The organism is Sporomusa sp. 246TCP1 (assembly GCF_057319775.1).
Map to the genome: position 1 here is coordinate 706,541 of NZ_CM170492.1, position 20,634 is coordinate 727,174.

At 42.9% G+C, this 20,634-nt stretch carries 21 protein-coding genes and 2 tRNA genes; 21 read left to right on the forward strand and 2 right to left on the reverse strand.

Annotated elements, in window-relative coordinates:
- Nucleotides 1-126: 126 nt before the first annotated feature.
- The 4 genes from AC1ECB_RS03365 (at nt 127) to AC1ECB_RS03380 (ending at nt 3,155) form a co-directional block, all read left to right on the forward strand.
- Nucleotides 127-894, forward strand: coding sequence for an ABC transporter ATP-binding protein (locus AC1ECB_RS03365; protein WP_485667461.1), 768 nt, complete (start codon nt 127-129; stop codon nt 892-894).
- Nucleotides 891-2,120, forward strand: coding sequence for a SufB/SufD family protein (locus AC1ECB_RS03370; protein WP_485667462.1), 1,230 nt, complete (start codon nt 891-893; stop codon nt 2,118-2,120). Before AC1ECB_RS03365 ends, AC1ECB_RS03370 begins: the two co-directional genes overlap by 4 nt.
- A gap of 161 nt (nt 2,121-2,281) precedes the next feature.
- Nucleotides 2,282-2,366, forward strand: a tRNA-Leu gene (locus tag AC1ECB_RS03375).
- 213 nt (nt 2,367-2,579) lie between these two features.
- Nucleotides 2,580-3,155 carry a DUF2238 domain-containing protein gene (locus tag AC1ECB_RS03380; RefSeq protein ID WP_485669269.1) on the forward strand — a complete coding sequence of 192 codons (576 nt, stop codon included), beginning with the start codon at nt 2,580-2,582 and terminating at the stop codon, nt 3,153-3,155.
- Between the two features lie 58 nt (nt 3,156-3,213).
- Here AC1ECB_RS03380 and AC1ECB_RS03385 read toward each other — a convergent pair whose 3' ends face one another.
- Nucleotides 3,214-3,492, reverse strand: a complete 279-nt coding sequence (locus tag AC1ECB_RS03385) for a hypothetical protein (protein WP_485667463.1) — start codon at nt 3,490-3,492, stop codon at nt 3,214-3,216.
- Nucleotides 3,493-3,494: 2 nt separating this feature from the next.
- Nucleotides 3,495-4,733 (reverse strand): radical SAM protein, encoded by a 1,239-nt coding sequence (locus tag AC1ECB_RS03390; RefSeq protein ID WP_485667464.1) that lies wholly within the window; start codon nt 4,731-4,733, stop codon nt 3,495-3,497.
- A 224-nt stretch (nt 4,734-4,957) separates the two neighbouring features.
- On the opposite strand from AC1ECB_RS03390, the gene AC1ECB_RS03395 reads away from it, so the two are divergent.
- From AC1ECB_RS03395 to tatC, 17 genes are all read left to right on the forward strand, one after another.
- Nucleotides 4,958-5,032: transfer RNA gene (locus AC1ECB_RS03395), tRNA-Gly, on the forward strand.
- Between the two features lie 238 nt (nt 5,033-5,270).
- The gene (tig, locus tag AC1ECB_RS03400) at nt 5,271-6,560 is read left to right on the forward strand and encodes a trigger factor (RefSeq protein WP_485667465.1); all 1,290 of its coding nucleotides are present in this window, start codon (nt 5,271-5,273) and stop codon (nt 6,558-6,560) included.
- 24 nt (nt 6,561-6,584) lie between these two features.
- Nucleotides 6,585-7,190, forward strand: coding sequence for an ATP-dependent Clp endopeptidase proteolytic subunit ClpP (gene clpP, locus AC1ECB_RS03405; protein ID WP_485667466.1), 606 nt, complete (start codon nt 6,585-6,587; stop codon nt 7,188-7,190).
- A gap of 12 nt (nt 7,191-7,202) precedes the next feature.
- Nucleotides 7,203-8,465: an ATP-dependent Clp protease ATP-binding subunit ClpX gene (gene clpX, locus AC1ECB_RS03410; protein WP_021167155.1), complete on the forward strand. Its 1,263-nt coding sequence runs from the start codon at nt 7,203-7,205 to the stop codon at nt 8,463-8,465.
- A 140-nt stretch (nt 8,466-8,605) separates the two neighbouring features.
- Nucleotides 8,606-10,300 (forward strand): ATP-dependent protease LonB, encoded by a 1,695-nt coding sequence (lonB, locus tag AC1ECB_RS03415; RefSeq protein ID WP_485667467.1) that lies wholly within the window; start codon nt 8,606-8,608, stop codon nt 10,298-10,300.
- Between the two features lie 148 nt (nt 10,301-10,448).
- Nucleotides 10,449-12,764 (forward strand): endopeptidase La, encoded by a 2,316-nt coding sequence (lon, locus tag AC1ECB_RS03420; RefSeq protein WP_485669270.1) that lies wholly within the window; start codon nt 10,449-10,451, stop codon nt 12,762-12,764.
- On the forward strand, nt 12,765-13,403 hold the full coding sequence (gene yihA / locus AC1ECB_RS03425; protein WP_485667468.1) for a ribosome biogenesis GTP-binding protein YihA/YsxC: 639 nt from the start codon (nt 12,765-12,767) through the stop codon (nt 13,401-13,403). It begins immediately after the preceding gene.
- Between the two features lie 66 nt (nt 13,404-13,469).
- A complete protein-coding gene (ahbA, locus tag AC1ECB_RS03430) occupies nt 13,470-13,919 on the forward strand; it encodes a siroheme decarboxylase subunit alpha (protein WP_485667469.1) in 450 nt (149 codons plus the stop codon).
- Between the two features lie 29 nt (nt 13,920-13,948).
- Complete coding sequence (gene ahbB / locus AC1ECB_RS03435; protein WP_485667470.1) at nt 13,949-14,434, forward strand: siroheme decarboxylase subunit beta; 486 nt, start codon at nt 13,949-13,951, stop codon at nt 14,432-14,434.
- Nucleotides 14,435-14,441: 7 nt separating this feature from the next.
- Nucleotides 14,442-15,350 (forward strand): phosphate butyryltransferase, encoded by a 909-nt coding sequence (locus AC1ECB_RS03440; RefSeq protein WP_485667471.1) that lies wholly within the window; start codon nt 14,442-14,444, stop codon nt 15,348-15,350.
- Nucleotides 15,351-15,486: 136 nt separating this feature from the next.
- A complete protein-coding gene (locus AC1ECB_RS03445) occupies nt 15,487-16,563 on the forward strand; it encodes a ferredoxin oxidoreductase (protein WP_485667472.1) in 1,077 nt (358 codons plus the stop codon).
- A gap of 20 nt (nt 16,564-16,583) precedes the next feature.
- Nucleotides 16,584-17,354, forward strand: a complete 771-nt coding sequence (locus tag AC1ECB_RS03450; RefSeq protein ID WP_485667473.1) for a thiamine pyrophosphate-dependent enzyme — start codon at nt 16,584-16,586, stop codon at nt 17,352-17,354.
- 3 nt (nt 17,355-17,357) lie between these two features.
- A complete protein-coding gene (locus tag AC1ECB_RS03455; RefSeq protein WP_485667474.1) occupies nt 17,358-18,074 on the forward strand; it encodes a 2-oxoacid:acceptor oxidoreductase family protein in 717 nt (238 codons plus the stop codon).
- A gap of 12 nt (nt 18,075-18,086) precedes the next feature.
- A complete protein-coding gene (locus tag AC1ECB_RS03460; RefSeq protein WP_094604825.1) occupies nt 18,087-18,335 on the forward strand; it encodes a 4Fe-4S dicluster domain-containing protein in 249 nt (82 codons plus the stop codon).
- Between the two features lie 78 nt (nt 18,336-18,413).
- Complete coding sequence (locus AC1ECB_RS03465) at nt 18,414-19,391, forward strand: polyprenyl synthetase family protein (RefSeq protein ID WP_485667475.1); 978 nt, start codon at nt 18,414-18,416, stop codon at nt 19,389-19,391.
- 150 nt (nt 19,392-19,541) lie between these two features.
- Nucleotides 19,542-19,757 (forward strand): Sec-independent protein translocase subunit TatA/TatB, encoded by a 216-nt coding sequence (locus AC1ECB_RS03470; RefSeq protein WP_485667476.1) that lies wholly within the window; start codon nt 19,542-19,544, stop codon nt 19,755-19,757.
- A 13-nt stretch (nt 19,758-19,770) separates the two neighbouring features.
- A complete protein-coding gene (gene tatC, locus AC1ECB_RS03475; protein ID WP_485667477.1) occupies nt 19,771-20,625 on the forward strand; it encodes a twin-arginine translocase subunit TatC in 855 nt (284 codons plus the stop codon).
- Nucleotides 20,626-20,634: the final 9 nt, after the last annotated feature.

Here is a 20,634-nt window from a genome sequence, read left to right on the forward strand (position 1 = left end):
TATAATGATAATATCATTATTTACTTAATGGTTAAAGTAGTTTACAAAGGTAGTTATTTACGTCATAAGACTATAGTGAGTAGAATTCATGCGTAGAAGTTATTCTCGCCGTTGGAGGAGATGCTGTTGTTAAAACTGGAAAATTTGTCGGTGGCAGTTAATAATCGCCCCATATTGCATGATGTAAACCTGCATATTAAACAGGGCGAAGTACATGTGTTGTTTGGTCCAAATGGCACTGGGAAATCTACATTGATTGGTGCAATTATGGGTTTTGCCAGGTATACAATCACTGCTGGAAAGATTTATTTTAAAGGACAGGATATTACGAACCTGCCAATAGATGAACGCGCCCGCAGGGGGATTGGCATTATGATCCAAAGACCGCCGACTTTACGGGGACTTTCCGTGCGGGAAATGGTAAATATTTGTGGAAAAAACCAGGCTGATGTTGAAATACTGGCTGGCAAAACAAATATGCTGGAATTTTTGGATAGAGGTGTAAATGAAGGATTTTCCGGTGGTGAGCTCAAACGTTCCGAACTGTTACAATTGATGGCGCAGCAGCCGGAGTTGCTAATGTTGGATGAACCGGAATCCGGGGTTGACATTGATAATATCGCTGTGGTTGGACAAGCTGCCAATTATATTTTGGAACGCGGTACTAGAAAGAACGGTCAAACTATCAAAAAACGCCGGCTTGACCGGCAAAAGTCGGGACTGATAATTACACATACTGGTCACATTTTGGATTATGTACCTGCTGATATGGCTCATGTAATGTATCAGGGAACCTTATCGTGCAGTGGCAATCCTCAGGAAATGCTGGCTTGTATTCATGACAAAGGCTATGAAGAATGTATCAATTGCGCATTAGAGGGGGTGAAAATATGAAGAACGAGGCAAGCATCAGGGACAAGGCGCAGGCCGCAGCTGAGAAAAAGGCTGTGCTGGGTGCGGATATAGATTTTGCGGTTTTTGCTGACAAGGGTATTGAACAAGCTTATCTTTCCGATCCCGCTCAGCTTTCTATGCAACAACAAACCCAACTAGAGGGTATTGGCATGGAAATAGCGGGAGAAGAACGATCAGGAACGTATATGCAGATTGATCATTCGGTTGTGCATTGTAATGTTGCCAGTGACGGCGTAGAGATTCTTAGTACCGATGAGGCTCTGAAAAAGTATGATTGGCTGAGTGATTATTGGTGGCAGGCGGTTGAACCAGATACTGATAAATACACTGCCAGGGCGGCTTTGCATCAGGAACACGGCTATTTTATTCGAGCCTTAGCGGGGGCGAAGATAGATCATCCAGTGCAGGCTTGTCTATATATTGGTCAGGAAGATATCATCCAGGATGTACATAATATTATCATTGTGGAAGAAGGGGCGGAACTACATGTTATTACAGGTTGCGCCACTGATCCCCATGTAAAGAAGGGTATGCATGTTGGTATCAGCGAGTTCTATGTGAAAAAAGGCGGAAAACTGACGTTTACCATGATTCATCGTTGGGGTGAAGAAATTGCGGTTAGGCCGCGTACCAGTGTTATCGTTGAAGAAGACGGTTTGTACCTTTCAAATTATATCTGTATGCAGCCGGTAAGGGATTTGCAAATGTATCCGACGACTAAGCTGGTTGGGCGGGGGGCGGTTTCCCGTATTAATTCGATTTTGGTTGCGCCGCCAGGTTCGCATATGGATGTTGGCGGGCGTGCTATCCTAGCGGCACCGGGTTCCAAGGCTGAGATTATTGCCCGTACGCTCAGTACCGGTGGGGTGGTGATTAACCGCGGACATTTGCTGGGACAGTCACCAGAAACTAAGGCGCATTTGGAGTGCCATGGTTTACTGCTGTCAGAACAAGGAGTCATTCATGCCGTGCCGGAATTGGAAGCCCGGACTGGTAATGCGGAGCTCAGCCATGAAGCGGCAGTCGGGAAGATTGCTCCCGAAGAAATTGAGTACCTGATGGCTCGTGGTCAGAATGAGGAAGAAGCAGTAGCTACAATTGTTCGCGGCTTTCTTAATGTGAACATTGAGGGGTTGCCTGAGGCGTTGAAGCGGGAGATAGACACTGTAATCCAGGAATTTAGCTTGAAAAATATTCAAAATTGATTGTGTGCGAGTGAATGATAAGCAAAGAAAGAGATATTTGACACTTTACCAAAGAGCCAAATATCTCTTTCTTCTAATATACATAACATTCCTTGATTTGATATTGACATAGCAAAATAACTATGGTAATATAACAACTGCAGCACAAAGTAATAGCCTATGCGGGAGTGGCGGAACTGGCAGACGCACTAGACTTAGGATCTAGCGCCGTGAGGCGTGCAGGTTCAATTCCTGTCTCCCGCACCATCAAATTCAAAAAGACTCGTAGTTATACGAGTCTTTTTCTGCGTTACGTACGTGATAGAAACGAGGGAACAGGTAGTGTTTTATGAAAACACTACCTGTTCCCTCGTTTCATGAAATAATTCATATAAAATTTGACAAACTAAATAGGATATGAAAATCGTGAGTTAGCAATATAACTCTACTTCGCTGAAGATGGGGGAAACGTACTTGACTGTGCAAAAGAAAAAAATGCTTATTCTTACTGGTACTTTCCTAGCTGTTTTGGCGTCTATAGCTTGGAGTTTAGTGCAACAGGGACGCTACGACTATGCTCAGAATATAGCTATAAAAATAGTTGTATGGGTAATATATACTTTTTGGGAAGTAAAGTCAGGCATTGCAATTAGTAACTATATTCGAGCTAGTGTAATGACAGTACTTACTAGTGATTGTTATTTCGGTTTATATTTGGATTTTTATGTTATATCGTCAATTTTTGATAAAGTTCTGCATGTGTTTGGCAGCTACGTATTTTCGCTGTTTGCCTATAGTATTATTTGTAAACTCTCTCAGCCGATGATCGGGCGGGGGTTTACGTTTATCTTTATTTTTACATTAGGACTCAGTATGGGAGCATTATATGAAGTTGGTGAGTTCCTGGGCGATAGTATAGCTAAACCAAGCATGCCAAGCCAACCTAATTTGCTGGATACGGATCTTGATTTGATTGCTGACATAATGGGGTCGCTGTTAGCTGCTGTTCATGTAACAATTATATTAGTAGGAAACTTAAACAACAATCTTCGGTAATGTGGTTGGCTGTCATACTTCAACTGGGGCAAAAACTACACCTGAAGTGAGTCCTGTTTTATAGCGGGTTACATAGGCGATGAGCGATTGGCGTACACATGCGCGGTTGACATTGACGTGGCCAGCAAAAACGCGGACGGCATTGACGCGGATTGCATTGGCGAGGAAAACAGTGACGGGGCCAACAGGGAGCCGAGGTGGGCTGGCAAGGACTCCAGGAAGGGCGGCAGCCAACATTAGTGATGCGTTCACCGAATTCTTCCTCTTCAAAATCGGTATCCCATTCATTCATTTCTGGAATTTCCCATTTGGGATTTTTATAGTTATCGTCAGACATTGCTATTCATCCTCCCATTTTCCTGTATAAGGATTATACGAACAGTCCGCAGGAGCTGCAGTCCAGCATTTGTGAGTGTCCATGCTTTGTGCCAGGGGGCGGCAATCAGCACATGCGTAACGGTATTCGCAATCCTGACATTTAGTTATACAATCTTTGGTTGTCTGCCAGCATGTTTTCAGCGGCTGTTCGTTAAGTATCGTATGAAGTGATGTAGCTAACACGTTGCCGCAAACCTGGTCGCGGGCGAAGATACAAGGTATAACATCACCGCTGGCAGTTATGGCTAGGCGTCCGGCTAAACAACTGTGGAATTGTTTGGCTTTGACAAAGGATTCCGGGTCAGTAAAAAAAGGTGGTTTGATTGCTTGCTTGGTATAGGCTGTGGGTAATAGATCCTGGTCATTACCGCGTCCGGTAGGGCGAACAACATCTGGAGGTGCAGATTCTACACCAAGTTTAGTACAGAGGTCCATAATATTCTCGGCTTCGTGTTCGTTGGCTTTCATAAGAATGGAGGCGATACGAAGGGGAATATTTTTGGCTAAAATTTTATTTATTGCAGTCATGGTTTTTTTAAAGCTGCCAGGATGAAGGGTCACTTTGTCATGGGTTGCAGCATTATTAGCGTAGAGCGTGGTGGCAATACTGACATCATACTGTTTGAAAAAATTAATACAATCATCATCGACAAGAGTAGCATTGGTAAATATTTCAATTAAGTCATAGTTTTCTTCGCGGGCTTTGATTACTAGTTCCCGCCATTTGGGATAGAGCAGTGGTTCACCGCCGATAAGCTGGAGGCCATAGGCACCCTCCTTGCGAGCTTCGGTAATAAGTTCAAGCCAACGATTATGTGGTACGCAACCGGCTGGTACTTCCGGGCTGCTGGTAGAATAACAATGTAAGCACCGGTTATTGCAGGTTGAGGTAAGTTCTAGCCAAATAAATTCTAATTGCGGTTGATAGCGGGGGGGATAGTGTTTCTTTGTGTTTGTTTGGGGATCAGTATAGAAGGCGCCTAATCCTTTGGCAGTTAAGGTATCAAGGAAGGACAGGTATAGCTTATTATCCTTGTGAGTTATATCTAGTAGTGTTTCTAATGCTGTGTCCTGACATGCTTTTAAGAGATCGACCGCTCCCCGGTTAATTGAATATACCCGGCCTGAGTCTAGATTATAGATAGCTCCGCGTGTTTTGCCTTCGACAAGTACGCATTCCTCTTTCAAGTAGTAATGCAATTGAACAGCCTCCTTTAGGAGAAGGTTTTTTTATGTGTCTTATACATAATATGCAAGCCACTAAATATGTGTTAGTTTTCAAAAATAAAGCTAAAACACTAGTTCAGGTGGATAATTTACTTACCTGAACTAACGCCGCCTATAGAGTTACTCGCGTGCAAAAAAAATACAGTTGACAAATGATTGGGTTATGGTATATAATCAAATTCGTTGTTAAGACATGTGCGGAAGTAGCTCAGCGGTAGAGCATCGCCTTGCCAAGGCGAGGGTCGCGAGTTCGAATCTCGTTTTCCGCTCCATATCACATATAACCCAGCATATTCTGCTGGGTTTTTTGCTCATATCTTGTCTTTGGTTTTTAAGTGTGGTATGATATTATGCATGACATTGCTGCAATTTGTGGATACTGGAAAAAAATAATGGTTAAACCAGAACGCCCATGAAATATATGTCAATAATGGGAATACTATTGCAAGGGACTATGTTGACAGTTATAAGCTGTGTCAGCAGTTAATTTCATAAGGAGGAAATACATAAATGAAGGTAACAGCGGAAAGAATAGACAATCATAAAACGATGCTCAATTTAGAAATACCCCAAACTGAGGTAGCCAAGGCGTTGGAAAAGGCTTACCGCAAGCTGGCTAATCAAGTCAACATCCCTGGATTTCGTAAAGGTAAGGCCCCTCGCAAAGTTATAGAAGCACGTATTGGTAAAGAAGCACTGCTGGATGAGGCATTTGAAATACTGGCTCCTGAGGCTTTTGCCAAAGCGCTTAAAGAGCAGGACATTGACCCGGTTGGCCGTCCAGAGATCGAAGTTGTAACATTGGCAGAAGATCAACCGTTAGTATTTAAAGCTACTGTCGTAAAAATGCCTGAAGTTACTTTAGGCCAATATAAAGAACTTGATATAGAAAAGACTATTGCTGAAATCACTGACGCAGAGGTAGATTCCGAGCTTGAAAAAAATCGTAACCGCAATGCCAAAATGGTAGTTGTTGAAGAGGCTGAACTTAAACAAGGCGATTTAGCTATTATAGACTTTAAAGGCTTTGTCGATGGCGTTGCCTTTGAAGGCGGCGAAGGTAAGAGCTATCCGCTGGAAATTGGTTCAGGCAGCTTTATCCCTGGTTTCGAAGACCAATTGATCGGGGCTAAGTCCGGTGAAGAGAAGGAAGTAAACGTTTCTTTCCCTGCAGAGTATTTTGTTGCTGAATTGGCTGGTAAAGCAGCTGTATTTAATGTTAAGATTAATGATGTAAAGCGTAAGGAAATTCCGGAGCTTGATGATGATTTTGCCAAAGAAACCAGTGAATTTGATACTCTGGCGGAATTAAAAACCGATATTAAGAATAAGTTAGAACAGGCTGCTAGTGCCAAAGCCGAACACGATTTCCGTACTGCAGCTATCAAATTGGCAGTTGACAACGCTGAAGTTGATGTGCCGGACGTTATGATTGAAAACCAAATTGACAATATGATTCAGGATTTTGACATCAATTTGCAGCAACGTGGTATGAAAATTGATAAATATCTTGAATATACTAAAATGGATATGGCAGCTTTGCGTGCTAACTACCGCAATTCTGCGCAATACAATGTTAAAACCGATCTGGTTTTAGAAGCTATTGTAAAGGCTGAAGAATTTACTGCTACGCCTGAGGAAATGCAGCAGGAAATTGAGACTATGGCAGCGAATTATCAGACCACAGCTGAAGAAATTGTTAAGGTAATTCGTGAGACTAATCGATTCCAGGCTCTCCAGGCTTCTGTTCTTCGTAAAAAAGCTGTTGAGTTTATAATCGATAATGTAGCAAAAAAATAAATTTTAGGTTTGAGGTGATTTGTAATGCCCTATGTACCAATTGTTGTAGAACAGTCTAACCGTGGTGAGCGGGCGTATGATATCTACTCGCGACTGTTAAAAGACCGTATTGTATTTATTGGTGGCCCTATTGACGATAATGTAGCAAATTTGTTTATTGCGCAGTTGTTGTTTTTGGAGTCTGAAGACCCTGACAAGGATATTCACGTATATATTAATAGCCCTGGAGGCGTAGTAACTGCTGCTATGGCAATGTATGATACAATGCAATATGTCAAGCCTGATGTAACTACTACCTGCATGGGGCAGGCAGCCAGTGCCGGTGCACTGCTGCTTACCGCTGGGGCCAAAGGCAAACGCTATGCACTTCCGAATTCGAGGATTATGATTCATCAACCGCTTGGTGGTGCCCAAGGGCAAGCTACCGATATTGAAATTCACGCACGGGAGATTATCCGTATGCGGGAACATTTAAACGGGATTCTCGTCCACCATACTGGCCAACCGATGGAAAAAATCCAAAATGATACCGAAAGGGACTTCTTTATGTCCAGCGAGGAAGCCAAAGTATATGGCCTTATTGATGCTGTCGTGGTGCGGGGTGATAGACACAAGGAGACTCCCAAGTAGAGAGGTGGTAATATGTTGAAGTTCGGTGATGACAGGGGTCAACTGAAATGTTCTTTTTGCGGTAAACTGCAAGAGCAAGTGAAAAAACTTGTTGCGGGTCCGGGAGTATATATATGTGATGAATGCATAGAATTGTGCAATGAAATCATCGAAGAGGAACTGAGTGAGGATATAGATGTCGAACTCAGAGATGTTCCCAAGCCTAAAGAGATAAAGGATATTCTTGACCAGTACGTCATTGGCCAGGAGGAAGCTAAAAAATCCCTGGCAGTGGCTGTGTACAATCACTATAAGCGGATTAATCTTGGTGCAAAAATGGATGATGTGGAATTGCAAAAGTCTAACATCATCATGCTTGGCCCGACTGGCAGTGGTAAAACGCTGTTAGCGCAAACCTTAGCTAAAATTCTCAATGTTCCTTTTGCTGTAGCAGATGCTACTTCATTAACTGAAGCCGGATATGTAGGTGAAGATGTAGAAAATATTCTTCTAAAACTTATTCAGGCTGCCGATTATGATGTGGAAAAAGCCGAAAAGGGTATTGTTTATATTGATGAAATTGATAAAATTGCGCGCAAGTCGGAAAATCCTTCAATTACTCGTGATGTTTCTGGTGAAGGTGTGCAGCAGGCTCTCCTTAAAATTCTAGAGGGTACGGTTGCCAGTGTACCGCCGCAAGGCGGGCGTAAGCATCCACATCAGGAGTTTATTCAGATTGATACCACCAACATTCTTTTTATCTGCGGCGGTGCCTTTGACGGTGTTGATAAAATTATCGGTGCCAGGACAGGGAAAAAGTCGATGGGCTTTGGTGCTGAAGTCCGTAGCAAGGAGAAAAAACAGGTGGGTGAAATGCTTCGCAGTATTTTACCGGAAGATCTCCTTAAATTTGGACTTATTCCCGAATTTGTCGGCAGATTACCTGTAATTGTTACTCTTGATGCTCTGGACGAAGATGCACTTGTGCGCATTCTAATCGAACCCAAGAATGCACTTGTTAAGCAATATCAGAAGTTCTTGGAAATCGATAATGTGCAGCTTGAATTTAAAGATGAAGCATTAAAAGAAATTGCTGCTGAAGCTTTAAAACGCAATACCGGTGCTCGAGGTCTTAGAGCGATCATTGAGACCATAATGCGTAATGTTATGTATGACATTCCATCCCGTACTGATATTGCTAAATGCATTGTTACTAAGGAAGTTATTAGTAACAAAGAGGAACCAGTGCTAGTGGCTGTTGAGCGTAAAAACAAGAAGAAAGAAGAATCTGCTTAAAAGAAGCCGTAAGGCTTCTTTTTTTTATATAACTAACTTGCCGGGTTTTGCCAGGATAAAATAATGGTCATTGCCAATACTAGACTCATTACAAAGTAAAAGCAGTTATAAGATTGCCCGGGAAGGAGGTTCGTGGAATTTTGGATTATGCTGTTAACATTATCAGTGTGATTCAGTTGTTTTTCGCCGTGGTTATTGGACTCTATTTCTGGAACCTGCTAAAATCACAACAGGGTAATAAGATGGCGGTAGAGCGCGAATCCAGAAAAGAAATGGATAAACTGCAAAAAATGCGGGAAATATCCTTAACTGAGCCACTGGCTGAAAAAACCCGCCCTACTGACTTTTCGGAAATAGTCGGTCAAGAGGAAGGGTTAAAAGCACTTCGTGCAGCTCTGTGTGGTGGTAATCCACAACATGTTCTCATTTACGGACCACCTGGAGTAGGTAAAACAGCGGCAGCTCGATTAATACTCAATGAGGCCAGACGAAATGGCTATTCTCCTTTTCAGCCTGAGGCAAAATTCATTGAACTTGATGCAACAACAGCCCGCTTTGATGAACGGGGTATTGCCGATCCTCTTATTGGCACAGTACATGATCCTATCTACCAAGGGGCGGGCCAAATGGGAATGGCAGGTATTCCACAGCCAAAAGCAGGGGCGGTAACAAAAGCACATGGTGGAGTGCTGTTTATTGATGAAATTGGGGAACTTCACCATATCCAAATGAATAAACTATTAAAGGTGTTGGAAGACAGGAAGGTTTTTCTGGACAGTTCCTATTATAACAGTGAAGACACCAACATTCCCCAGCATATTCATGACATATTTCAAAATGGTCTGCCAGCAGACTTTCGGCTTATTGGTGCTACCACCCGGACGCCACAGGACATTCCGCCGGCTATACGTTCACGCTGTGTTGAGATTTTTTTTCGACCGCTTTTGCCTGATGAAATTACTATAGTGGCTTTAACGGCAGCTAAAAAGGTTAATTATAGTCTTGATGATGGTGCCTTAGAGGTAATTAAGCGGTATGCAACTAATGGGCGCGAGGCTGTTAATATCATACAAATAGCAGTTGGGATTGTTCAAAGTACAGTCAAACAGGAACGAATCATTACACAAGCTGATGTCGAATGGGTTATTAACTTTGGCCAATATAGTCCACGGCCTGAGAAAAAAATTCCGGTTATCCCCCAGGTTGGTGTAGTTAACGGTTTGGCGGTCTATGGCGCCAATATCGGTATGCTTATGGAACTGGAAGTAACAGCGGTTCCTAATAATTACGGTACAGGAAAACTTACTGTTACTGGTATTGTTGATGAAGAGGAATTTGGCTCGCCTGGGCGCACCATGCGGCGTAAAAGTATGGCAAAAGGGTCGCTGGATAATGTACTTACAGTATTAGCAAAAGAGTGTGGTATTGAGTATCATAACTATGACATACATGTTAATTTCCCAGGCGGTATTCCTGTCGATGGACCGTCGGCTGGTGTGACGGTGGCTACGGCCATTTATTCGGCTGTAACCAATATACCTATTGATAATACGGTTGCCATGACAGGTGAAATTTCTATTCGGGGGTTGGTAAAGCCGGTTGGTGGAGTGAGTGCAAAGGTAGTTGCAGCCAAACAAGCGGGGGCCAAGCGTATTATCATTCCTAGTGAAAATTGGCAGGATTTATATAAGAATATGGATGTCGAAGTCATTCCTGTTGAAACACTGCAAGAAGTGCTGAAATATGCTATGGTAAAAACCGGTGAACCAGTAAGGCTGGATGTAGGGCCGGCTATGCCCAAGGTTTTGGCGGCTGCTGGTGTTGATAAGGTGTAAAATATTTAGCCGGGTAATTAAACCCGGCTGTTTTATTGGGGAATAAAAGGATTTTTTAGCAGGTAGTTAGAATATTTTATATAACGGTGTTGAAACTACTGTTAATCGACTTAAATAACTGCAGGGTTACCGAAGGGAGGAAGCAATGTTGGAAGAAAAAAGGCGTACAATACCACTCTTACCGTTGAGGGGCATTTTAGTTTTTCCATATATGATTATTCATCTGGATGTAGGCCGGGAAAAATCCATCAGTGCTTTAGAAGAAGCTATGGTGCAAGACAGGCTGATTATGTTGGCTACACAAAAAGATGCTCAAAATGATACACCTCAACCCGGGGATATCTTTTCTGTGGGCACTGTTGCTGAAATAAAGCAACTATTGAAATTACCAGGAGGCACAATCCGGGTGCTTGTGGAAGGCCTATATCGTGGTCAAATCGAGGAATTTATCAGCTTGGCCCCCTATTACCAAGTTCAAATTCGTGAATTTGTCGAGGGCGAGGCCAAGACGCCTGAAATTGAAGCACTTACCCGTACGGCAATTAATCAATTTGAACAATGGGTTAAACTGAGTAAAAAAATACCGCCTGAGACACTGGTATCAGTAGTGGTAGTTGAGGAACCAGGCCGCTTGACAGACCTTATTGCTAGTCATTTATCACTGAAAATTGAAGATAAGCAAACCTTATTAGAGGCAGTGGGAATTGCTGCACGCCTTGAACGGTTGTGTGAAATTCTTGGACGTGAGATGGAAATCCTTGAACTTGAGAAAAAAATTCATGTTCGGGTGCGCAAACAAATGGAGAAAACGCAAAAAGAGTATTATTTGCGGGAGCAGCTAAAAGCAATTCAAAAAGAACTGGGTGAAAAAGACGAACGTACAGCCGAAGTGGAAGAATATCGGGAACGGGTTAAAGAGCAAAATCTCCCCAAAGAAGTAGCAGAAAAAATCAACAAGGAAATTGATCGTCTGGAAAAAATGCCGCCGATGGTGGCCGAAAGCGGTGTCATTCGTACCTATCTGGACTGGTTGTTGGCACTTCCGTGGGATACTGAAACAGATGACCGTTTAGATATTACTGTTGCTGAAGAGATTCTTAACGAAGATCACTATGGTTTGGAAAAAGTTAAAGAGCGGATTTTAGAATATTTGTCAATCCGGAAACTTACTGACAAGATGAAAGGCCCTATTCTTTGTCTTGTTGGGCCGCCTGGTGTTGGGAAAACCTCGTTGGCTCGCTCAATCGCCAGGGCTATGGAGCGTAAATTTGTCCGTATTTCTTTAGGTGGAGTTCGTGACGAAGCTGAAATCAGAGGTCATCGCCGTACTTATGTCGGTGCATTACCAGGACGCATTATTCAAGGTATGCGTACTGTGGGCTCGAAGAACCCCGTTTTCCTCATGGATGAGATTGATAAAATGAGTGCTGACTTTCGTGGCGATCCGTCAGCTGCTTTGCTGGAAGTACTTGATCCTGAACAAAATAATACGTTTAGTGATCATTATATCGAATTACCTTATGATTTATCGCGGGTATTATGGGTAGTTACTGCTAATGGAATGCATAATATTCCACGACCACTATTGGATCGCATGGAAGTTATCTCAATTGCCGGCTATACTGAGGAAGAAAAAGCAGAAATTGCCAAACGGTATTTAATTCCCAAGCAAACAACAGATCATGGTTTGGCCGACAACCGAATTGCTTTTTCTGAAGGAACCATTCAAAAAATAATTCGTGAGTATACCCGGGAATCCGGGGTGAGAAATCTAGAACGCAATATTGCCAAACTATGTCGTAAAGCAGCCCGCAAAATAGTCCAGGACCAGGTACCAGTTATTAAAATTACGGCGCAAAATCTGCACACCTTTCTGGGAACCCCAAAATATCGTCATGCACAAGCCGAAGCAAGCAGTCAAATAGGGGTTGCCACCGGTTTAGCCTGGACAGAAGTCGGCGGTGAGGTGTTGCCTGTTGAGACTTCAACGATGAAAGGGAAAGGAAAATTGCTGCTAACCGGTCAATTGGGCGACGTAATGCAAGAATCAGCGCAGGCAGGTTTTAGCTATATTCGTTCACGGGCTAAGGATTTGGGTATCGAAGAAGATTTTCATGAAAATCTGGATATCCATATTCATTTACCGGAAGGCGCTATTCCTAAAGACGGGCCATCAGCAGGGATAACTATGGCTACTGCCCTTGTATCAGCTCTGACAGGTAAAGCTATTAAGAGCGGGCTCGCTATGACAGGAGAAATAACTCTGCGTGGCCGGGTATTGCCTGTCGGCGGTATCAAAGAGAAAATACTTGCTGCTCACCGGGCGGGAATAAAACAAGTGATGTTACCTAAAGAAAATAAACGTGATCTGGACGAACTGCCTGTAAACATAAAACGTAGTCTTGATTTTGTGTTGGTGGAACATATGGATGAAGTGCTAAAAACAGCCATGGTGACAGAGTAAATGTCTGACACTGCATCTTTTACGATTATCAAAGCCAGTTATGTCGCCACTGCTGTTAATTCCAGCCAATATCCGGCGGGAGAGTTAACAGAAATTGCCTTTATTGGACGTTCTAATGTTGGTAAATCTTCATTGATTAATTCATTATGCCGTTATAATGGGTTAGCTCGTACCAGCTGTACACCAGGGAAAACACAGACCATTAATTACTTTTCCCTTACCGGCAAGCTTCCTGATGAATCCAGGCTGGAATTTATGCTGGTTGATTTACCCGGCTATGGTTATGCGAAAAGAGCCCAGACAGCCCGTGCGAATTGGTCAAAGTTTATTGAAGAATACTGGCTTACATCACCCCGGCTAAAACTAGTATGCCAATTGATTGATCTTCGCCATCCGCCAATGGAAAGTGACTGCAATGTTTACCGGTGGTTAGTAGCGCATGGGCTTACTGTTCAGGTAGTAGCTACCAAAGCCGATAAAATTCCTAAAAGCCATATTCTGAAACATAGTCAGGAAATTTATAAAGGCCTTGATATGTTAAATCTCAATCCTGAAGGGCGGGTTCTGCCTTATTCAATAGTAAGTGGTGTAGGCAGAAATGATCTTCTTGACGTTATCAAGAATATTTTGCTAAAATGATAATATTATACGGGGGGAACAGTCAGCCGGCTGTTCCTTTTGTTTCCCTAAGTCAAGGAGGCGTATATGCTGACTAATTTTGACAAAGAGTTACTTAATCTTATTCAAACAAGGTTACCGCTTGAATCACGTCCATTTTTGATAGTGGCAAAGTTGCTGGAAGTTGATGAGAACACTGTGATTGAACGATTGTCCTGGCTCAAAAACCATGGTTATATCAGACGATTTGGTGCTTTTTTTGACTCGACATATCTGGGCTATGTCAGTACACTGGCAGCTGCAAAAGTATATCCGGAACAGATGACTGAAGTTGCCCAGGCGATTAATGCCTATGCTGGTGTTACACATAATTATGAACGGGATGGAGAGTACAACCTCTGGTTTACACTTCTCACAGCAAATCAACTGGAACAGGATCAGATATTGGCTGCTATTGGCGGTTTGCCTGGGGTAGAGGCGCTTATTAGCCTGCCTGCCATTGAAAAGTATAAAGTGAGCGTCGCGTTCAATCTATAATATGAGACTTAGCGTTGGTGAGGTGTTTTATGTTAGATAATCTGGACAAAAGGATTATTGCTGTTATGCAGGGGGAGTTTCCCCTGGTAGCTGAGCCATACAAAGAGCTGGCTCAGCGTATTGGGATTACGGAACACCAACTTTTGGAGAAATTAACAGAATACCGTAAAACGGGAAAATTGCGCAAAATGGGGGTTGTGTTACGTCACAGGGAGGTCGGGTATGCTGCAAATGCACTTTGTGCATGGCTGGTACCTGAAGCAAGGCTTAAAGAAGTGGGGCAGCTTATGGCAGCCTATACAATAGTTACCCATTGTTATTCGCGTATTCCCCAATCACAATGGCCTTATAATTTTTATACAATGCTTCATGCGCATACGAGGGTGGAATGCCAGGCGTTAGCCGCTGAACTGGCCGAGGCAACCGGACTTGAAAACTACCAATTGCTATTTAGTACCCGTGAATGGAAAAAAACCAGTATGACTTATTTTCCCGAATATGCTGGAGGAGAGTGACGGAATTTTGCCGGAAAAAACTCTCAAAAGCTTTGATGATATACTAAATGCCGTAAAAGATAAAATACCTAGACGGGTAGCCGTCGCGGCAGCTCAAGACGATGCTGTTCTTGAGACTGTTCGTGGAGCACGTGAACAAAAAATTGCAGAGTTTACCTTGGTAGGTGATATTGACAAAATAAAAGCCACTGCCCATCGGCTTAGCGTTAATCTAGATGGGGTTACCATCATTCATGAACCTGATAACCGTAGAGCTGCATACCGGGCAGCAGCCTTGGTGTCTAGTGGCCAAGCGGATGTCCTGATGAAGGGACTAATTACTACAGCCGACTTGCTGCGTGCAGTACTTGATAAAGAAGTAGGCTTACGAACCGGGCGGGTACTAAGCCACATTGCAGTGTATGAATTACCTGGTTTTCAGCGGTTGTTGATGATTACTGACGGCGGCATGAATATTGCCCCTGCATTACAAGAAAAAGCAGATATTATCCAAAACAGTGTACAGCTGGCTAACGTATTAGGAATTAGTCCAGCCAAAGTAGCCATTTTGGCTGCGGTTGAGGTGGTTAATCCAGATATGCCGGCAACCCTGGATGCTGCCGCCTTGACAAAAATGGCCGACCGCGGTCAAATTAGAGGTGCTATTGTTGATGGCCCGTTAGCATTTGATAATGCCGTTAGCTTGGAGGCGGCCAGTCATAAAGGAATTATCAGTCCAGTTGCTGGATTTGCTGATATTTTAGTTACCCCTGATATTGAAGCAGGTAATATACTGGGAAAATCGTTGGTGTATGCTGCCAAAGGTAAGATGGCGGGCTTGATTTTAGGTGCCGCTAAACCAGTGGTAGTAACATCGCGGGCTGATACCTATGAAGCAAAACTTATGTCGATTGCGTTAGGAGTGTTACTTTCTTAACAGTTGCAGAATATATAAATTTATAGTGTACTGTATGATAGGAAGGTAGGGAAAATAGCCCTACCTTCCTATTGTTGTATAAGATTCTTATATTTTCTTTAAACTATATAGGATACATATTTCAGGAGGTGCTCATATGGCTGAAGTTTCACTGCAAGGTGAACAGAGAGTATTCATGACAGGCAATGAGGTGTGTGCCTGGGCTGCGGTAGCCGCTAAAGCCGATATTATGTATGGTTATCCAATCACACCCCAAAACGAGATAATGCATTATTGGACAAGGCTTGCTCCTAAGCACGGTAAGCGCTTTTTGCAGACCGAGGATGAAATATCTGCCGGCTTTACGACTCTTGGCGGCGTAATGTCAGGCAGAAAGGCATTTACGGCTACTGCTGGTCCGGGAAATGTTCTGATGCAGGAATCGGCTGGTATGGCGGAAATGATGCGGCTTCCCATCGTGTACATTATCCAGCAGCGGGGCGGCCCGTCGACAGCTACTGTCATTTATGCGCAACAAGAAACTACGTTAACTACTTTTGGCGGCAATGGTGAGGGGCATCGGATTGTATATTCAACAGCCAGTCACCAAGAATTGTTCGACTACACCATTAAAGCATTTAATGCTGCCTGGACTTACTATTTTCCTACCTTTGTATTAGGTGATGGTTATCAGGCTAAAATGCGTGAACCGTTGACAATTTATGATCCTGAAATAAAAGGCAAGAAACTGGTTAGTCCGGAGGCATTGCTTGGTAACACCGAAAAGCCCGAACGGGAAAGCAGACACCTCCGTAATACGTATAATACAGAAGATGAGCTTTACGAAGTAGTTATGAAGAATCAGCGTGATTGGGACAAAATGGCGGAGGAAGTCGTTGAATGGGATGCAAAGGGGTGTGAAGATGCTGAAGTAATCATTCTAACCCATGGTATTGTATCCCGGGCTGCTTTAACCGCGTATAACCAACTACGAGCCGAAGGAAAGAAAGTTGGTTATTTTCGCCCAATCACAGTGCGGCCTTTCCCTGGCAAACAACTCAAAGATGCGATTAAAGGAGCGAAAAAATTACTTATTGCGGAATCCGCATATGGTCAGTTGATGAAGCTGGTTGAACATGAAATATTTGGCAGCACAATAGAAATTGTGCCCATGCTTCGTCCGGGTGTAGGTATCACTACAGAAGAACTTATTGATGAATATAACAAGCAGTAGAAACAAGAGGGAGGATTACCATGCAAGAACTCAAAGAAGATAACGTTCTTCAGCCAGCTATGCCTACCAGTTGGTATGAAGCTACTAAACCGCATAAATTTTGTCCAGGCTGTGGTCATGGCATTATTCTGAAATGTCTAGGTGAGGCAATTGATGAGCTAGGCATCAAAAGTAAAATAGTTTTCGGTTGTGATATTGGCTGTTCATTACTAGCCTGGGATTTTTTTGATGTTGATTCTGTTCAAACCCATCATGGTCGGACAACTCCGGTAATTACCGGTATGAAGCGTGCCAATACAGATATTATCGGTGTTGCATATATGGGCGATGGCGGTGGTTATGCTATTGGCTCGCAGCACCTTTTCAATGCAGCGGTTCGTGGTGAAAAAATAACTGTTATTCTATGTAATAACGGTAACTACGGCATGACTGGCGGCCAAATGGCACCAACTACCTTGCCAGGTATGAAAACTGAAACAACGCCTTATGGTCGTGATATAGAGGAGACTGGCCCCCCGACCAAAGGTCCGGAAATGGTTGCCGCCGTTGCTCCGGAAGGTTCTTATGTTGCCCGTGGTACTATAGCTAATCCACGTCAACTCAAAGGTTTCATCAAAAAGGCTTTGCAAAATCAAATGGATGGCAACGGTTTTTCATTTGTAGAGTGCTTGTCCTCCTGCCCAACTAACTGGCGAACTAATGCTGTGCAGACTTGGGAATTTATAGAAAAAGATATGACTCAATACTTTAAAGTCGGCGAACTTCGCGCACCGCAAGCAAAGGAGGTCTAAATTATGGCAAAAGTGGTTAAAGTGGCTATAGCCGGCGAAGGTGGGCAAGGTGTTCAGTCTATTGCTGAAATTTTGGCTGAAGCCGCTAACGAAGAAGGTAAAAATGCATTATATATCCCTAACTTCGGTGTAGAACAGCGTGGTGGAGTTTCTATCGCTTTTGTACAAATAAGCGAAGATGAAATTGGTTTTCCTAAATTCCCCAAAGCTGATATTCTTATTCCGGTAAGTCCGCGGGCCGTGAAGCGGACCGCTATGTATGCAGGCAAAGATACTGTATATATTTATGACAATTCGCTCATCCAAGAGGGGGAAGTAAATGATAACATTGTGGGACTGCAATATTTTGATGTAACTCCGCCTTGTCCAACTGCCGATCATCCTAATAATGACCAACCCCAGGATATGATTGCCGGAGAACCCAAGACCTGCTCATTTTCAAAACCAGGTCCTGGTGTTGACCCGGGTGACATTCCGGAAGTTAAGAAAGTTCTGGCCATCCCGGCTAACGATATTGCAAAAAATGAGTTGCATCCACGTGTATTCAATATCATTATTCTCGGCGCGGTAATTGCGGCAACAGAAGTATTGCCTATGGACGCTATTAAGAAAGCACTTGAAACTAAGCTTGGTGACAAATTTAAGAAAAATCCGGTACTTCGCGACATGAATTTTAAAGCTCTTGAGCGCGGCTATCAACTTATTAAGAGTGCAATGTAAGGAGGGGAACAAATGGCTAAAGATAATTGGCAATCGAAAACCTATGACAGCGAAAAAGGCTTCTGGGCCAATTTTCCTGGTTTATGTAAAGGGTGTGGCTTGTGCATCGAGAAATGCCCGGTAAAATGTATAACCTGGTCAGAGGATCTTGGAGTATATGGCACACCAAGGGTTGAAGCCGATATGAAAAAGTGCATTATCTGTGGTATTTGTCAGATGGTTTGCCCGGATTGCGCCATTCGAGTAGAAAAAAATAAATAAAACCAACTAATATTGTAGACTAGTGCCGGTAAAATGGTGTATTATAGAAACAGATTTTGTCTTGTAGGTGATTAACTAGTGAATAAATTCCCGAATAAGATATTTGATATAGTCCAAGAAGATCTCATGGCTGTCGAAAAAGAACTGTATTCTATTATCCAATCGCCGGTAGATTTGGTCAATGATATTAGTGTTCATTTGGTACAGGCGGGCGGTAAACGGTTACGGCCCGCCTTGTATCTCTTATGTGCCCGCGGTGGCAACCCTAATCCCAGCAGCGAATTACTTCCCATGGCTGTAGCCATTGAACTTATTCATATGGCTACGTTGGTGCATGATGATGTAATTGATAATGCGGATACTCGGAGGGGGCATCCGACTGCCAATGCCCGTTGGGGTAATCATAGCTCGGTATTGACTGGAGATTATTTATGGGCTAAAGCATTTTCAGCCATAGCCACAGGGGCTAAACAGAATATGCTGAAAATTTTAACTGATGTTATTTCAAACATGTGTGAAGGCGAGATAATTCAACTGCAAGAAGCATTTAACGCTGAGCAGGATGAGGCTGATTACCGTCTCCGGGTAGCCCAAAAAACAGCGGATTTTATTGCTGCCAGCTGTGAACTTGGTGCTTTGACCGGAGGACTGGATAACAGGGATGTTATGCAAGTTCGAGAATATGGCTATGCGATTGGTATGGCTTTCCAAATCACGGATGATATTTTGGATATTACTGCATCAGCCGAACAATTAGGTAAGCCGGTAGGCAATGACTTACGCCAGGGAATTGTTACTTTGCCTGCAATTTATGCGTTAAAAACAAGTTCCCACCGTGACGAACTCAGGCGTATCATTGTGAACCAAAATATGTCTAATGATGATGTTAGACGTGGTCTGGAAATTCTTTATGAAACAGATGCTGTAGAATATAGCTATACACAAGTGAGTAAGTATTTGCAACATGCACGCAATAGTTTGCCAATAACGCTTAACGGCCCTGTGCGCGAGGCCCTGCTGTCAATAGCTGATTTTGTGGGATTGCGCAAATATTAACAGCGGTAAAAACTGCGGCTTTCCTGATAGTGTGTCTTTTGCTAACTATATCAGGTAGCCGTTTTTTGGGCTTTAATTTTGTTGCATTGTTTTTTTTTGAACGTACAGGTATAATAGAACTAGTAGACAAACTACAAAGGAGATGGAAGTATGTTTAGTTTTAGTATGCCAGAATTGGTTGTAATATTGGTTATTGCACTGATTGTATTTGGTCCGGGTAAACTGCCGGAAGTTGGTAAGGCTATTGGTAAAGGCATGCAGGAATTTCGTCGGGCCAGCAATGAAATGATGAATCCCAAAGAAGAACCGATAAAAGTCGAGGCCAAGGTAGAGAGAGATAGCAAGCAACCTGAGGAGAAAAAGTGAGGTTGTTTGATTGATGCCAGAGCATGATGAAAACAATAAAAAAATTATACCGGAGTCTGCAGAAAGCTCAGGTGTAATTTATAGCGACAAAGTAATACGGGAAGATATAGTGCAAGCGGTTGAACCGCTTGCAGAAGATGTAACTCACAATGAGTCAAGCGAGGAAGAGCAGCCGGAAAGGGCAATGTCGCTATTAGATCATCTGGAAGAACTTCGCCGCCGACTAATTGTGGTAATTGCTGCTATTGTTATCGGCAGTACATTCTGCTATGTTTATGCTGCTGAAATAACTGCCTTCATAACGGCGCCAGCAGGGAAATTATATTATATGAACCCGTCCGAGGCTTTCTTTACCTATCTGAAGGTTTCTTTTTTTGCAGGATTTTTATTGGCGTTACCAATAGTTATGTATCAGCTGTGGGCTTTTATCGTACCGGCTATGACTAACAAGGAACGCACGGCCAGCCTGTTATTGGTTCCATCATCTATTGTATTATTTTTTATTGGTTTATTTTTTTCTTATTACTTTGTTTTGCCGGCAGGGATTAAATTCTTTATGGGGTTTGCTACGGAGAACCTGCAGCCTATGTTTTCCATTGGGCAATACCTTTCTTTTGTTATCTCCTTTTTAGTGCCTTTTGGCTTCATCTTTGAATTGCCATTATTTATATTCGTTATGGCTAGACTGGGGATTATTGGTTCGGAATTTTTAGTGGCCAAACGTAAAATGGTATTGTTTCTATCCTTTGTCATTGGTGCTTTTATTTCACCAACACCAGATGTTTTCTCACAAACAATGGTGGCAGTGCCAATGATTCTGTTATACGAAATTAGCATCTTAATTGTAAAATATATATTGCGGAAATAGATATACTAC

What these genes read in the sequence shown, in the direction of transcription:
- AC1ECB_RS03370 (WP_485667462.1), top strand. Translation starts at nt 891, where the DNA reads ATGAAGAACGAGGCAAGCATCAGGGACAAGGCGCAGGCCGCAGCTGAG.
- clpP (WP_485667466.1), top strand. Translation starts at nt 6,585, where the DNA reads ATGCCCTATGTACCAATTGTTGTAGAACAGTCTAACCGTGGTGAGCGG.
- AC1ECB_RS03385 (WP_485667463.1), bottom strand. Translation starts at nt 3,492, where the DNA reads ATGTCTGACGATAACTATAAAAATCCCAAATGGGAAATTCCAGAAATG.
- yihA (WP_485667468.1), top strand. Translation starts at nt 12,765, where the DNA reads ATGTCTGACACTGCATCTTTTACGATTATCAAAGCCAGTTATGTCGCC.
- clpX (WP_021167155.1), top strand. Translation starts at nt 7,203, where the DNA reads ATGTTGAAGTTCGGTGATGACAGGGGTCAACTGAAATGTTCTTTTTGC.
- ahbA (WP_485667469.1), top strand. Translation starts at nt 13,470, where the DNA reads ATGCTGACTAATTTTGACAAAGAGTTACTTAATCTTATTCAAACAAGG.
- AC1ECB_RS03450 (WP_485667473.1), top strand. Translation starts at nt 16,584, where the DNA reads ATGCAAGAACTCAAAGAAGATAACGTTCTTCAGCCAGCTATGCCTACC.
- ahbB (WP_485667470.1), top strand. Translation starts at nt 13,949, where the DNA reads ATGTTAGATAATCTGGACAAAAGGATTATTGCTGTTATGCAGGGGGAG.
- AC1ECB_RS03455 (WP_485667474.1), top strand. Translation starts at nt 17,358, where the DNA reads ATGGCAAAAGTGGTTAAAGTGGCTATAGCCGGCGAAGGTGGGCAAGGT.
- AC1ECB_RS03460 (WP_094604825.1), top strand. Translation starts at nt 18,087, where the DNA reads ATGGCTAAAGATAATTGGCAATCGAAAACCTATGACAGCGAAAAAGGC.
- AC1ECB_RS03445 (WP_485667472.1), top strand. Translation starts at nt 15,487, where the DNA reads ATGGCTGAAGTTTCACTGCAAGGTGAACAGAGAGTATTCATGACAGGC.
- AC1ECB_RS03470 (WP_485667476.1), top strand. Translation starts at nt 19,542, where the DNA reads ATGTTTAGTTTTAGTATGCCAGAATTGGTTGTAATATTGGTTATTGCA.
- tig (WP_485667465.1), top strand. Translation starts at nt 5,271, where the DNA reads ATGAAGGTAACAGCGGAAAGAATAGACAATCATAAAACGATGCTCAAT.
- tatC (WP_485667477.1), top strand. Translation starts at nt 19,771, where the DNA reads ATGCCAGAGCATGATGAAAACAATAAAAAAATTATACCGGAGTCTGCA.